The organism is Chryseobacterium oncorhynchi, assembly GCF_002899895.1.
GTDB lineage: Bacteria > Bacteroidota > Bacteroidia > Flavobacteriales > Weeksellaceae > Chryseobacterium > Chryseobacterium oncorhynchi.
Genome location: NZ_PPEI02000007.1, coordinates 118,146 through 132,301, shown reverse-complemented (window position 1 = coordinate 132,301; position 14,156 = coordinate 118,146). Strand labels below are relative to the sequence as shown.

The window sequence follows — 14,156 nt, the reverse complement described above, 5'->3', positions numbered from 1 at the left end:
TGTAATGATGTGAAATTTGTTTGCTCCCTGCAATTTTATTTAATCAAAAATAATACTTCTTTGTTGAAGATAGGCCTCATCAATATTTTCTTTTTCAAAACGGTCAGCATACATAGTAACCTTTATAAACTCTTCATCATGGTAAAGTCCGCCCAAAAACAATTCATTGCCTATTACTTTTATCTGAATAGTAAGAGCATCGAGAATGATCTCCTCAGTTTGTAAAGTTTTGATATTAAAAATGAATAATCTCTGATAATGTTTATCCTTGTATTTAATGATCAGGTAGTTTTCATAAAAATATAAAGAACCATCCCGAAACGATGGCTGCTCTAGGGTATTAACAGGAAGCTTCCAGGTAATAATTTTCCTTTCCTCTAATCTGACACGAACCTGTTCTTTTCCGGCTTCATTATACTGCCACCAGGCAATAACTCCATCATTATTAATGGCTGTTTGATGAATGTTTATAGAATTTTCTGTACCCGAATGATCTGTCCAGACAATGTGCTGCTTATTCAGCTCGGTTTTAATGTTGTCCAGAAGCAGTTCATCATCAATCAGGTTCAGAATATCGGCTTGCGTCATTACGATCTATTTACTGAAGCGAAGATATTGATTTAAGCTGATTCAAAAAATAAAAGTCCAGGATTATAAGTGGAAAAAGAATGCTGGAAATATCATTAAATTAATCATTGTTGACGACTTCCAACATTCCGTTTCTCCTTTACACCAGTTCAAAAAAAGTCCTTTTTCCAATTTTTATCTTAATTTCCTTTAAAAGTTCAATTTCCTGATCAGGTTCTGTCATTTTTATGCTGTTCATTTGAACTCCACCACTTATGATGAGTCTTCGTACGGCAGATTTGCTGAGGTCTTTTTTTAATTGATGACAAAGCTCCACTAAGGTTGTTTTATGTTGAACATGATGTAGAGTATCTATGGAAATAGGCTCAAACGCTTTCTCCTCAAAATTCTTATTCTGAAACTGATTATTGAAAAACAGTTCTGCATTTTCTCCGGCTGTTTCATCATGGTATTGACGAATAATATTTTTTGCAATCAGTTTCTTGATGTTCATTGGGTTTTCATCATTCTCTAGTCTAGATTTTAAGCTTATTTTTTCTTCAACGGATAAATCTGTTGCCAGATCAATGAACTCTTCAATCAAGGCATCCGGAATAGACATTGTTTTTCCAAACATATCATTAGGCTCATCTGTTAATCCGATGATATTATTCAGAGATTTACTCATTTTTTCTTTTCCGTCCAAGCCTTTTAGCAATGGCATACACATCACAATCTGGGCAGGCATCTGATGCACCTCCTGTAGCTGTCTTCCCATTGTACAATTGAAAAGTTGATCCGTACCACCCATTTCAATATCACATTCAATTTTTACAGAATCAAACCCCTGAAGAATAGGGTATACCAGTTCATGCATTGCAATAGGGGTATTCTCTGTGAACCTTTTGTTGAAGTCATTTCTGTGCATCAGTTGGGCTACTGTAACCTTTGACATCAGCTGGATCACCTCGGAAAAAGAAAGAGCATCCAGCCAGTCAGAATTGAATACAATTTTTGTTTTTTCAACATCAATTACCTTTGAAAGCTGGTTGATGTAGGTCTGTGCATTGTGTTGTACATCTTCTGCGCTTAAAGGTTTTCTTGCCTTGTTCTTTCCTGTTGGATCACCAATTCTTGCTGTAAAACTTCCCACAACAATAATAATCTGGTGTCCCAGATCCTGAAATTGCTTTAGTTTTTTGAGTACAACGGCATGGCCCAAATGCAGATCGGGAGCAGTAGGGTCAAAGCCTAGTTTAATGGATAATTTTCTGTTTTCTCTTTGGGCCTGATTTAATTTTTCTTCCAACCCGTTTTCCGGAAGGATGATGGCCACATTTTCTTGTAATGTATTAATCATTTTGAAATATTTTTGAAATGAAAAAGCCCGGACAGGTACTGTCCGGGCTCTATATAGATTGAGATTATTGTAATTATTGAATCACAGATATAGAAAATCTTCCCGAACGATAGCTCGGAGAGTAATACTCACTGAAAAAAGGAAGACGCAATATGCTGTTTAAATGTTTCATTAGATTGTAAATATAACAGGTTTTCCTGTAAATCCAATATTTAAACCATTAAGATGCATTGTATAGGTTATAACAAGATCTGTTTTTATAAAAAAACTTAACCGTCTACTAATCTTAATGGTTTAAAATAGAGGTTCAAAACAATTTTACTTGTCATTCCTGAAGCTAATTCTATGCCATAAATTGACCAGAATGATCATATATGTTTTTTATCATAAAATCAGTTTCTTTTCCATTTTATAATTGGTGAGATCAATCCCTTTTACATTCACTGTTTGCTCTCTGATGACCTCAAAACCTACTCTTTCAAAAAAAGATTTTGCTGTTTTGCTGACGTCTGCTGTCAGATGTTTTTTATTTTGTCTTACTGCTTCCTTTTCGATCAGATGATAGAGCTGGGAAGCAATTCCCTGATGTTGATAATCTTTGTGTACAAAAAGTAAATCGATATAATCTCCTTTCTCAAGGGTACAGAAACCAACAATTTGATGGTTGTATACTGCCACTAAAATAAATTGGCCACCAATTACTTTCTCCCATCTTTCCTTATTTTCTGCACCGGATTTCCACACCTCAAGCTGATCATGAGTGTAATCATTTTTACAGATACTGCTAATGGTCTCCCGAAAAAGGAGAAGCATTTCATTCAGATCGTTTTTATTTCCGTTTCTAATGGATATTTTGGAGTTATTTGATGTATTGCTGTTCATAAAGTGTTTGTTGGTCCTTATTAAGTAAAGGATAAAAGAGGTTCATCTGTAAAAGCGTATAATGCTGAATGGCTGCTTTTTTATTAAGCTTCGAGATTAATCGGTTGTGGGTAAGCCAATTGTCTGCTATAATAAAGATCTGTTCTGTAAGACAATCTACAATAAAACTGGGAATATCTTTTTGGAAAATATTATTCTTCTGAAAACCAGAAAAAATTACTTGAAACTCTTCTTTTCTATTGAAATTAATCTGTTCATAGTTAGATTTTACCTCAGGAATTTTGTTTAAAATATCTACAAAATTGATGAAAATAAATCGATAGGAATAAAAAATTTCGCAGGTGGAAAAGGTGAAAGCATAAAGATCCTCCAATGTTGTCATCTCCATTTTTTTCATCCTATTCAGCAGCTCATCCATTTTCAGGGTAAGTTCGGCAAAAAGAATCTTGATAATATCTTCAGAATGCTTGAAATGATAATGTAGATTTCCGGGACTAATGCTAAGCTCTGTCGCAATATGCCTCGTGGTGATATTGTTGTATCCCTTTTCATTAAAGAGTTCCAAGGCTTTAGACAATATTTTTTCTTTTGTGTTCATAATCCAAATATAAGAATATAAGAGCTGTGTTAAATCATATTTTCAAAATTAGAACAATTGTTCTAATTTAATATCTTTGTAGCATCAAATCGTATTGCAATGGAAGGAAAACAAAAATTTGATTACGACGCAGCACCAAAGAATGAAAAAAAGAATGAAACAGATCTACAGGATATAGTGGCAAAAGTTCTGCAGATTATCATCGGATTTATTATGGCTGTTTTACACATGTAATGAAAAAGAGAATTTCGTATTGGTTTTTATTAGGAGTGGCTGTTTGGATTATCATCATCCAGCTAAGACAGAATAGTATTTATATTCCTGTCATTAATGATCATTTCACAGATTTTATCACTGTTCCCATGTATTGTTATCTGATTGAATATATCATGAACTCCCTGCTGAGGTTTCGGTGGAAGCCTTATCTAAAATTTGTTTTGACCTCAGTTGTATATCTGTCCTTTTTGTTTGAAATCCTTTGTCCAAAGCTGTCGAAGCTTTTTACAGGAGATATTTTTGATGTATTGGCGTATTTTACAGGAGGGATGATATATTATATTTTTAAGATCAAGCTATCTCATATAAAAAAACAAACTTTTAAATTTTAATAAAAAAGGCCGGCAGAACCTTATATGAAGGAACTGCCGGCCGGGGTTATAGTTTCTATCCTGTTTTTATATTGAATTCAATTGCTGAAATTTAATTGTTGCCTCCACCTGCTCTGTTGGATTCTTCAAATTTCACCTGCTTAGTAGCCCCTTTCACATTATTATTCCCGAATTTATAGGTAAGAGAAAGATGTATATTCCTTGTAATTCCTTTGTATTGGTAATCTATATTGTAGGTTGGATAATATTCTATTCCTTTTTCACGGTTGGTATTCAGAATATCATTGAGATAAAGATTTATAAGAAGCTTTTTATCCATAAGGCTTAGCTTCATTCCCGTATACAATTGGGCGTTGGTATAATAATAAGTATTTCCGTTTCTGTTAGGAAGACTTCCCCACAGGCCAAGCATTAGGGTTACTGTTTTTTCTTTATTAAGGAAAAAGTTGTTATCAATGTTAATGTTGGCACTGTAGCCTGCCGGTGTAGATACAATGGCAGGATCATAGGATTTTGATTTTGCATAAAAACCATTTACAAAAACGTTGGACTCCAGCCATTTCAATTTGTTGTAGTTGTAACTGATGTTGATTCCCGCCTGATCTTCATTATAAAAGTTCTTGGCAACTGTATATCTGTAATTGTCATCCACCATTTGAATCCTGTCCCAGTTGTCTTTATTATAATTGTAGTATAAGGTGACATTGAAGTTGTTATTTAAGACATATCCAAGTTCAAAATTATCGGAAAACGAGGGCAATAAATAAGGATTTCCGGTAGTATATTCATAATTTGAGATGAAGTATTTAAATGGATTCAGGTTGCCAAAATACGGGCGTGAAATTCTACGTGAATAATTCAATGAAAATGAATGATTCTCGTTAGGTTTATAACTTAAATAGGCTGTAGGGAAAAACTTACCATACTTGATGTTTGCAGAAGTATCATCATTCATAGAAACTCCTTCCAGTGTTGTGTATTCGTAGCGAAGTCCGGCTTTTGCATCCCACTTGTCATTAATTTTAAAATTGGTGGAAAAGTAAGCGGCATAGTTTTCTTCATTATACAGGAATGTATTGGTTTTATCCATGTTAAGATTATATTGTCCGTTTTTAATATCAAAGAAATTAAATTCAGAATCATTTTTAATCTTCGTATACTTTACTCCTGACTCTGTTTTGATTTTGCCAAAAGTTTTTTCAAGATCAGCCTGCCCAGAGTAGATTCTGTATTTGCTGATAGGATTAGCCATTGTGTAAACTGTTTCAGGACTAAGGGTATTTGAGAAGTTCTTTCCATTGGAATTGTTAAGCATCATATTGGCCGTCAGATTCAATTTACCGCCCATACTGTCTATCTTTGCTTCATAAAATGCCGTTGCATTGTGCACATCCCTGCTGTTTCTATTGCTGAAATTGGAAACAATATTTACCAAACCTTTATCATTGAATCTGGTTGAGGTATTTTCACTCCTTTCCCAAGGATTGCTGTGTGAATAATTATAGTTGAATCCCGCAACGTTTTTATCATTGATCTTGTATTCAGCCTTTATATTTCCGCTTTTGTATTTGTAATTATTGAGGTTATCACTGTCTCTGTTCCAAAAATTATTGTTTGTAGTACCTACCATATTACTGTAAGTATTGTATTGCCAATAGTTATCTCCAACGGACAGATTAGTGCTTAAAGAAAGTTTTTCTCCCTGATAATTAAAAGTAGCTCCACTTCTGGCAGAAACCGTTGGCTTCCCCCAAAAATAATTTCCGGAAGTCTGGATAGAACCATTCCAGCCAAGGTTGGCGTTCTTTTTCAAAATAATATTAATCAGTCCACTTTTTCCTTCAGCATCATACTTTGCAGGTGGAGTGGTGATCACCTCAATTTTAAGAATATCATCAGAACGAAGGGTCTTCAGATAGTTGATAAGTTCCTGCCCATTCAGGTTCAGTAATCTGTCATTAATCATAACAGCAACGTTGCTTTTCCCGGCAATGCTTATTGCTTCATCACTGGTTTTTACCATGGGTGTTTTGGCTAAAGCTTCTATTGCGTCAATTCCTTGGGAAGCAACAGAATTTTCCACATTGAAGACTAAACGATCTACTTTTCTTTCAAATAATTTTTTCTTTACAGTAACTGTTACCCCTTCTACTTTCTGTACAACAGGTTCATCCTGAATCTGAATATCTTTTTTAGCATTCCCCTTTACTGTAATATTTTCACTATTGGTTTTTACTCCATCTTTTATAACTTCAAGTAAGTAATTTCCGTTTTCTTTTAGAGGAATTTTAAAAGCTCCCTTTTCGTCTGTAATAGCAGAAAATTTAGCATTGTCTTTTGTGATCAGTACTTCAGTTTCAGAGGCCGGTTTATTGGCCTTGTCGGTAACGGTTCCCTCAACACTTTGAGCATAAATAAAAGAAGTGGAGATAAGACTTATAAGAAGAATAATCCTTCGGTTCATGTTTCGTTTTTTATACAAGACAATTAAAAATTGCAGGATATTACATACCCTCGTGAAAAAAATGTTTTGGAAACCAGTACTGATTTTTCTTTTGACTACTTTTGTAATACACGTAAAATATTCAGTTCAATGCATGACAAGCTGTTACAGTATATTGGTTCCGATCATAATTTTAGTCAGGAAGAAACAGAAGCTGTCAAACGGTATTTTGAGCCGGTGAAGTTTTCCAGAAATACAATAATTGAAGAAGCAGGAAAAATACCCGGTTACCTTTATTATATTGTTTCAGGGTATCTCAGGCTGTTTTATACAGATCAGAATGGAAATGAAGTAACCACTCACATCAACTGCCCACCCGGTTTTTTTACATCTTATTCCCATTTTATCAATGAGACAATATCTGAAGATTATGTAGAATGCGTTACAGACTGTGAACTATTAAGGATTACTAAGAAAAACCTGGATAATCTGGTCAGGGAAAGCCAGTCGATGAAAGACTTTAGTATTTCTGTTTTCCAGCAGTCAATTGCTTACAATGAAAATCGTTCCAGAGAACTGTCCGTTCTGAATGCAGAAGAACGTTATCTTAAACTTATAAAAGATTATCCTGAGATTATTCAGAATGTTCCCATTCAGTATATTGCTTCTTTTTTGGGAATGAAACCGGAAAGCCTGAGTAGAATCAGAAGAAAAATAATTAACTAACAAAAGTCAAGTAGTTTCGAAGACAGGAGGATGAACTTTGCTGCATTAAAATCAATGCAATGACAAAGAATAATTTAAGCCTCGTTTCAGGAGCTAATGGACATTTGGGAAATAATCTGGTCAGATTTTTATTGAAACAAGGCATTCCGGTGCGGGCAACAGTACGGAATATTCATAATAAAAAACCTTTTGAAAACCTAGACTGTGATTTGGTACAGGCAGATATTACAGATAAAAAGTCCTTTGTAAAAGCGCTGAAAGGGGTAGAGACATTTTATGCAGTAGGAGCTTCTTTTAAACTATGGGCTAAGGACCCTAAAAAAGAGATCTACGATGTGAATATTAATGGTACCCGAAATACAATTGAAGCAGCGGCTGAAGCAGGAGTGAAGAAGATTGTTTATGTAAGCTCTATTGCTGCGTTAGATTATTCCAGCTTACCAACCAAAGAAAGTAATGGATATAATCCTGATCGTAGGGATATGTATTATAATTCTAAAAATGATGGTGAAAAACTAGCTTTTGAATGGGCCAAAAAGCTTGGAGTAGAACTTGTTTCAGTGATGCCATCAGCTATGATAGGAAGTGAGGCTTCTTTACCGTTAAATGTTTCCTATGGAGTCCTGAAGCTTATTTTGAATAAGAAAATTCCGGTAGATACTAAAATTACCCTAAACTGGATAGATGTAAAAGATGTTGCTGAAGGATGTTATCTGGCTGCCCAAAAAGGACGTGCAGGAGAACGATATATCTTGGCTAATGAAAAATGCATGACTATTACGGATACTACTATTTTAGCCAATAAACTTTATCCGGAACTTAAATTAAATGTTCCCAACTCTGTTCCCAAAGGAATTCTGTTTGCTATTGCAGGCATGATGGAATTCACTGCAAAGTTAAGTGGAAAAGCTCCGGTACTGACCAGAAAAGATATTGCCATGTTTTCAGGATTACAGCAGAATTTTGATATTTCAAAGGCTAGAAATGAGCTCGGTTTTAATCCTAAAAATCCTGAACAGGCAGTAAAAGAAGCACTAGATTATCTGATGAATAATCCTGAACTTTTAAAAGAGATGTAGACATTGAATTAAAGCTGGATAATGGAGCCTTTATAAAACTTGGTTAAATCGTACAAATCACTGAAATAATGTTGCAGATTCGCACTATCATTTTTTTCAAAACTTTCTAATTTTGATTGTTTTTCGGCAAGTACATATAAAGATTCATAATCAGATTTCAGATAGTCATACAGAATGTTTTCTTTACCCTGTTCCTTGTTAATTATTTCTGTTAAAAAGATTCCGTAGACCAGAAACTGATTAAAATTCTGGGCATTGACAATATAATTAAGATCTTGCTGGAAGAGTTTTTCGTAATTGGAAAGAATCTGCAGAAAGTTTTCCACATGATTGGTAGATGGAATTTCATAAAAAAGATCTATACCGTGGATGAACAACTGAGTTTTTATTTCCTCATCATCAGAATGATACATTTTGCTGAACCAGGAAAAAATACTTAATAGTTCTTCCTTGGTAAGCTCTTCTACAGAGTCTTTTACCTTATCCTTAATGATTTCAAGGTTGGCTTTTCCATTAGGTTGCAGAAAAGTTAGGATATTTTCTTCTTCACGGCAGAGCTTATTGTACAAGTTAATTTTGGCAATATTAGGATTGGTTTTGATGAAATAAAGTTCTTCTGCCATGTCTATTGACCAAATAATTTTTATAAAATGGTATTTAAAGATACAAAATATGCAGAAACTTCCTCTAAAAAGTATTATGTATTGAATGGAAAGGAAAATTAAAGATTTTAAAAGTTTTTAATTCTAACTTTCATTGAGTTAAAGAGTTTGATGTAAAGCAATTCTGTTTCCCTCAGAATCTTCAAATTCAGCCACTGCAAAACCATATTTCTCATCAATTTTCTTTGGATAGAGTATCTTTCCTCCGTGCTGAATTACCCGGTGTAAAGTGGCCTCGATATTTCCTGTTTTAAAGTAAATAATAACACCGTTTTTTGATGGTTTATAGACATCTCCCTTGGCTAAAGCACCCGTTATACCACTGTTCTTTTCTTCGAAAGGAAATAAAGCCATTTCATAATGATCAATAATCTCCTTATCAAAACTAAAATTAAAAACAGCAGAATAGAATGTTTCGGCGCGTTCCAGATCATTAACGGGAATCTCAAAATAAACAACAGGATTAGTATTACTCATAATTTTCGTAGGAATGGTTTTCTGCGACTGATTACTATTTTTTAAATGACGGAAGTTCCTTTATAACCGGTTGAAATACCATTTCTGCAGCTATTTTCTTAATCAGGGATCTTGCTATGGAAAGAGGATGTTCCGGAAATTCATGGTCATATTTTTCCAGTTCAGACTTATTCATGGGAGTTCCTTGTTTAAAGTCCGGATCATAGGGGTCTTCAAACCAATTAATGATGTTTTCCTCACCTATTTCTACCTCGCCGGTCTCCATTAATCTGTTCAGAATAACTGCATCTCTCATTCCCGTAACACCAATTTCATTGGCCTGAATTTTCACAACGTAGCTGCAATTTTCAAACGGAATAGTTATCGATGCGATATAAACCATCCCTGTTTCCTGTTGAGGAATTTTAATAATAGTTTTTACCGTGGGAATATCATGAATATGAAGAATGTCTGTTTCTACGGTACCACCATTGGAAGATGCTGCAATATTTCTGTAAAATTTTTTCAGGTAATCCAGATCTTTTACGGTAGGAAGATCAGGTTCTTTATCAAAAAAGTGCAGAACGATAAGGGCCGACTGCTGTGGATTGACCCATCTTATGGCATCTCCGTCTTCAGATAATTTATTCCATCCCTGATCAGGAATAGTTATAGAGTGAATATTAGCTTTATTTTTTTTCTTGTTAAATAAGTTGAACATGGCTTGTCTTTTACTGGTTAAAGATTTTTTATCCTAATTTAAAAATACAATTTTTCATTAATCTAAAAATAGATAGACTTATCTATTTTTTGTGTAGATTTGTAAAAATTTTTGGAATGAAAAAAGAAAAAGTTCACGACAGAATCCTTAGGGTAGCATCAGACCTCTTTTATAAGCAAGGATATAATTCTACGGGAATCAATCAGATTATTGCTGAGGCTGATATTGCGATAGGCTCTTTGTACAATCATTTTTCATCCAAAAATGATCTTCTTCAGGCCTATTTGATTAAAGAAGAAAAAAACTGGTTTGAGGGGTTTGAGAATAGTATTTCCAATATTCAGGAACCAAAGGAAAAAATCATTGCTTTGATTGATTTTCGAAAAAAATTACAGCAATCTTCCAGGTTTGCAGGATGTCACTTCATCAAGATTATCTCTGAAATAGGGGATGGAAATCCTATAGTTTCTGATTTTGTAAAAACACACAAGGATAAGCAAAAAGAAATGATCCGTATCATCATAAAAGAATACAGTGATAAGCACCAGTTGAGAGATGCTGGCTTAATGGCAGATCATATTTTCCTGTTAATAGAAGGAGCTGTAGTAAGCTCTACAATTACTAAAATAAATGATTCTTTCGATCAGGTGAAAAAAATGATTAAGGGCTTACTTCCTTAATTTTTTTTAATATTAAAAAATAGATATATCTATATAAAAATGAAACATAACTATCTGAAATTAATTGTTATACTTTTTGGACAACTGCTAACTATAATGGATATATTTATCATTAACGTATCCATTCCGTCTATACAACAGAGTATTCATGCTTCCAATGGGGAAATGCAGTTTATCATAGCAGCATATCTTATTGGCTTTGCTTCCTTTCTGATTACCGGCGGGAGGTTAGGAGACTTATATGGCCGGAAAAGAATTTTTATTATCGGGTTGATATTTTTTATGGTAAGTTCTATAGCTTGTGGGATTTCATCAGGAGCTGTTCAGCTCATTATTTCACGATTTATACAGGGCATTAGCGCTGCAATGATGTCACCACAGGTACTTTCCATGATACAGACTCTATTTCCGAAGCATGAAGAACGGACAAAAGCAATGGGATGGTACGGAATTACGATCGGAATAGGAACTATTTTGGGGCAGTTTTTAGGGGGGTATTTTTCATCATTAACGTTATTTGAAGAGTCTTGGAGACTTATTTTTCTAATCAATATTCCTATTTGTCTTATTGCTGTTTTTTATAGTTTAAAACAATTGGATGAGTCAAAAATGGAGGTCAGACAATCTTTTGATATTTGGGGGGTAATCATATTGACTGTTGGACTCTTTGGTGCTACATATGCTTTGACGGCTTCCGAAAAAGAAGGGATTACTATTCAAAATATAATACTGGTTGCTGTTTCTGTCTGTATTTTAATTTACTTCATAAAAAATCAGAAAAATAAGCTGAAGAAAAGAAAGTCATACTTAATTGATTTTGAATTGTTTCAATATAAAAATTTTAATCTGGGAATTATAGCGGTTTCTTTCTTTTTTATTATGCTCGATTCCTATTTTTATATTCTTTCTCTTTTTTTTCAGGACGGATTAAAGATGAGTCCACTGAGTGCAGGGGAAGTGATTGTTTTTCAGGGATTAGGATTTATACTGGCCTCAGTTTTTTCCATAAAATTAATTTTAAAATATGGGAAAAGAGCATTGATCGTAGGGTTGGGCTTTATTATAGTGATTCTTTTTCTTCAGATTATATTTTTCAGAATTCAAGCACACTTTTATCTTTTATGTGTACTGCTGTTCTTACATGGAGTAGGGGTAGGTTCCATCATTCCTTCACTAGCGAATATTGCTTTATCAGGAATGTCGGAAAAACTAATGGGAAATGCATCAGGTGTTTATAATACATTTCAACAGATTGCTGCTATCATTGGCATTGTAGCCATTGGAAGTGTTTTTTATTATTTTCTGGGAGAAAAACCTTTAGTACAAGATTATCATAAAGCTTTTTCAATAGCTGTGTTGATTAATGTTTTTTGTTTAATTATTGTCATAACTGCTGTTGTTAAGGTGCCGGATTATGTTCTTCCTAAGAGAAAAATATAATGTAGAAGGTTTCTTATTTTATGGCTTTCTTATCCATAGGTAAACTCTTCACCGCTGTTCAGCTTATATTTTTGAAATGCTTTTTGAATTTCTTCAGACTTCAATAGGATATTTTGGTTTAATGTCTGTTGCCACTTCAACATATAGTATACACCTGTTTTCAAACATTAGAAAAGAGTTATTTTATTTTTCTACAGAGATCAATAGCATCATCGGTCTGCGAAGTTCATCTTTCATTTCCGGAATTTCTTTTAGCATTTCCGGGCTAGGTTCAGGCTCAATAATTTCCCTGATTTTGAAACCATGCTTTAATAAAGTATTCAAATAAGAGGTTAAAGTTCTGTGGTATTTGATAACATTTTCTCCCAAAAATGTAGTATTTCTTTTACCCTCGATAAAATATCGATCCACGGGCCAACTTGTTTTATCACCATTTTTATCATACACCCAGTCCTGAGTTCCCTCAGCCGTAAATACAGGATGCTCCACTGAGAAGACAAAGTGTCCTCCTGAAGTTAGCCATTGATAAATATTTTGAGCAATCGCATCAAAGGATGCTACATAATGCAAGGTCAGAGAACTTAAAACAAGATCAAACTGCTCGGCAGGGTAGCTAATATCTTCTAAGGCTTTTCTTTCATATTGAACCCCTTCAAGGGTATTGATTTCTCTTGCCTTAGCCAGCATTTTTTCCGAAAGATCTATTCCAATGACGGATTTTGCACCATTTTCTATTGCATAACGACAGTGCCATCCAAATCCACAGCCAAGATCAAGGATATTTTTTCCTGTAAAATCAGGTAACATATTTTTCAGGGCATGCCATTCTCCGGCTCCTTCCAATCCCAGCTGGGACCGAAGCATTTTTTCGTACTGGTCAAAAAAAGACGGATTATCATATTTATTTTCTTTCATAGGATGAGGAGATTTGAAGTTGTTTTTAATATTGGATTTCAATAATAAAGGAAGATAAAATTACAACTATAAACTGAAAAACTTTTAAAAACAAAAAATCCTTTATGTGAATAAAGGATTGATAAATTTTTATAATCAAAAGTAGCTTTACCTTTGATTTTGGCGCATAGCACGAATTAATTCTTTATTTCGGTTATCGGCTCTTTCATTGTTTAAAGATAAAACAGCCCAAATTGCAGCGGGAAGCCAGCCTATTAAAGTAATCTGTAAGATCAGACAAATGATTCCGGTAAGTACCTTTCCTCGGATAATAAAAGAGAGAAAGGGAAGTAAAATGGCTAGTAACATGGTTTAAAGATTTTAAAAATTGAATAAATTATTATTTTAAAGATATTGATTTTCAGTTGATCGATGTCATTAACTGTGCATAATTTTTGAATATTCTTACTCCCATTATTCCTTGCAAATCCTAGGCCTCTCTTTACAGCTTAAAGATAAAAATGAATAGAATAATGAATCTCTTTCAGCTTTCTCTGCTTATTGAAGTAATTCTTTCATTGTTTTATCCGTCTGCATAAGGAGATTTCCCTGCGGAATTTTGTGATGAAGATAAGTGAAAAGTAAATTAGTTACCCATTTGTTTTCAAGGTTGTGAAGACAATAAGAAGAAATTAATTCAAAATCATCAGAAATATAGGCTGGTAAACTTGTTGTCTGAGTAATTCTGAATATCATTACAAAAATATTCTTTCGAATATCAGCAATCTTATCTTCTATTTCTTGACCAACTGTTCTTTCACCAATGGCGTGATAGGCTTCCATCCATGGATCTAAAAATTCAGGTGACTCTCTGTTATCCAATATTTCATCAATCTTTTCAGAATCGATATGAGTAAGAGCAGCTTTTAAAGTCTCTTTAAAAGCTGCTTCTAGTTTATTTAATTTTTCTGTCATAATTTAAAGGTAAACTCTATGAAAATTCTTTTCAATAAATACCCCACTTTAGGTTTAGTTCCTCT

The 14,156-nt window shown here is 33.8% G+C and carries 17 protein-coding genes; 6 read left to right on the top strand and 11 right to left on the bottom strand.

The annotated features are described in order from the left end of the window. Positions 1–39: 39 nt before the first annotated feature. The 4 genes from C1638_RS19625 to C1638_RS19610 all read right to left on the bottom strand — a co-directional run bounded on the left by C1638_RS19625 (position 40) and on the right by C1638_RS19610 (position 3,407). Positions 40–588, bottom strand: a complete 549-nt coding sequence (locus C1638_RS19625; RefSeq protein ID WP_109623638.1) for a hypothetical protein — start codon at positions 586–588, stop codon at positions 40–42. 139 nt (positions 589–727) lie between these two features. Then, on the bottom strand, positions 728–1,927 hold the full coding sequence (gene tyrS / locus C1638_RS19620; RefSeq protein WP_109623637.1) for a tyrosine--tRNA ligase: 1,200 nt from the start codon (positions 1,925–1,927) through the stop codon (positions 728–730). Positions 1,928–2,311: 384 nt separating this feature from the next. Then, the gene (locus C1638_RS19615; protein WP_109623636.1) at positions 2,312–2,809 is read right to left on the bottom strand and encodes a GNAT family N-acetyltransferase; all 498 of its coding nucleotides are present in this window, start codon (positions 2,807–2,809) and stop codon (positions 2,312–2,314) included. Next, a complete protein-coding gene (locus tag C1638_RS19610) occupies positions 2,787–3,407 on the bottom strand; it encodes a TetR/AcrR family transcriptional regulator (protein WP_109623635.1) in 621 nt (206 codons plus the stop codon). The genes C1638_RS19615 and C1638_RS19610 overlap by 23 nt, the downstream gene beginning before the upstream one ends. Before the next feature lie 99 nt (positions 3,408–3,506). On the opposite strand from C1638_RS19610, the gene C1638_RS22715 reads away from it, so the two are divergent. Together C1638_RS22715 and C1638_RS19605 are read left to right on the top strand one after the other, a co-directional pair. Beyond that, positions 3,507–3,641: a hypothetical protein gene (locus C1638_RS22715; protein ID WP_262509813.1), complete on the top strand. Its 135-nt coding sequence runs from the start codon at positions 3,507–3,509 to the stop codon at positions 3,639–3,641. Then, positions 3,641–4,015, top strand: coding sequence for a hypothetical protein (locus C1638_RS19605; protein ID WP_109623634.1), 375 nt, complete (start codon positions 3,641–3,643; stop codon positions 4,013–4,015). The genes C1638_RS22715 and C1638_RS19605 overlap by 1 nt, the downstream gene beginning before the upstream one ends. Before the next feature lie 91 nt (positions 4,016–4,106). Here the strand turns inward: C1638_RS19605 and C1638_RS19600 are convergent, their stop codons facing one another. Next, positions 4,107–6,479 (bottom strand): TonB-dependent receptor domain-containing protein, encoded by a 2,373-nt coding sequence (locus C1638_RS19600; protein ID WP_109623633.1) that lies wholly within the window; start codon positions 6,477–6,479, stop codon positions 4,107–4,109. A 129-nt stretch (positions 6,480–6,608) separates the two neighbouring features. On the opposite strand from C1638_RS19600, the gene C1638_RS19595 reads away from it, so the two are divergent. Both C1638_RS19595 and C1638_RS19590 read left to right on the top strand, forming a co-directional pair. Then, positions 6,609–7,184 (top strand): Crp/Fnr family transcriptional regulator, encoded by a 576-nt coding sequence (locus C1638_RS19595; protein ID WP_109623692.1) that lies wholly within the window; start codon positions 6,609–6,611, stop codon positions 7,182–7,184. A gap of 59 nt (positions 7,185–7,243) precedes the next feature. Beyond that, a complete protein-coding gene (locus tag C1638_RS19590) occupies positions 7,244–8,263 on the top strand; it encodes an NAD-dependent epimerase/dehydratase family protein (RefSeq protein ID WP_109623632.1) in 1,020 nt (339 codons plus the stop codon). An 8-nt stretch (positions 8,264–8,271) separates the two neighbouring features. On the opposite strand, the gene C1638_RS19585 is transcribed toward C1638_RS19590, so the two are convergent. From C1638_RS19585 to C1638_RS19575, 3 genes are all read right to left on the bottom strand, one after another. Next, a complete protein-coding gene (locus C1638_RS19585; protein WP_076352654.1) occupies positions 8,272–8,886 on the bottom strand; it encodes a hypothetical protein in 615 nt (204 codons plus the stop codon). Positions 8,887–9,024: 138 nt separating this feature from the next. Then, positions 9,025–9,402, bottom strand: a complete 378-nt coding sequence (locus C1638_RS19580) for a VOC family protein (RefSeq protein ID WP_109623631.1) — start codon at positions 9,400–9,402, stop codon at positions 9,025–9,027. Positions 9,403–9,436: 34 nt separating this feature from the next. Beyond that, complete coding sequence (locus tag C1638_RS19575; RefSeq protein ID WP_109623630.1) at positions 9,437–10,102, bottom strand: hypothetical protein; 666 nt, start codon at positions 10,100–10,102, stop codon at positions 9,437–9,439. A gap of 116 nt (positions 10,103–10,218) precedes the next feature. Here C1638_RS19575 and C1638_RS19570 point away from each other — a divergent pair, with 116 nt between their 5' ends. Next, a complete protein-coding gene (locus tag C1638_RS19570) occupies positions 10,219–10,782 on the top strand; it encodes a TetR/AcrR family transcriptional regulator (protein ID WP_109623629.1) in 564 nt (187 codons plus the stop codon). A 39-nt stretch (positions 10,783–10,821) separates the two neighbouring features. Further along, on the top strand, positions 10,822–12,222 hold the full coding sequence (locus C1638_RS19565) for an MFS transporter (protein WP_109623628.1): 1,401 nt from the start codon (positions 10,822–10,824) through the stop codon (positions 12,220–12,222). Positions 12,223–12,405: 183 nt separating this feature from the next. Here C1638_RS19565 and C1638_RS19555 read toward each other — a convergent pair whose 3' ends face one another. The 3 genes from C1638_RS19555 to C1638_RS19545 all read right to left on the bottom strand — a co-directional run bounded on the left by C1638_RS19555 (position 12,406) and on the right by C1638_RS19545 (position 14,091). Further along, a complete protein-coding gene (locus tag C1638_RS19555; RefSeq protein WP_109623691.1) occupies positions 12,406–13,137 on the bottom strand; it encodes a class I SAM-dependent methyltransferase in 732 nt (243 codons plus the stop codon). Between the two features lie 147 nt (positions 13,138–13,284). Further along, the gene (locus C1638_RS19550) at positions 13,285–13,485 is read right to left on the bottom strand and encodes a YqaE/Pmp3 family membrane protein (RefSeq protein WP_076352648.1); all 201 of its coding nucleotides are present in this window, start codon (positions 13,483–13,485) and stop codon (positions 13,285–13,287) included. A 189-nt stretch (positions 13,486–13,674) separates the two neighbouring features. Continuing rightward, entirely contained in the window at positions 13,675–14,091 is a 417-nt protein-coding gene (locus tag C1638_RS19545; RefSeq protein ID WP_109623627.1) for an immunity protein PIM1 family protein, read from the bottom strand. Positions 14,092–14,156 lie beyond the last annotated feature (65 nt).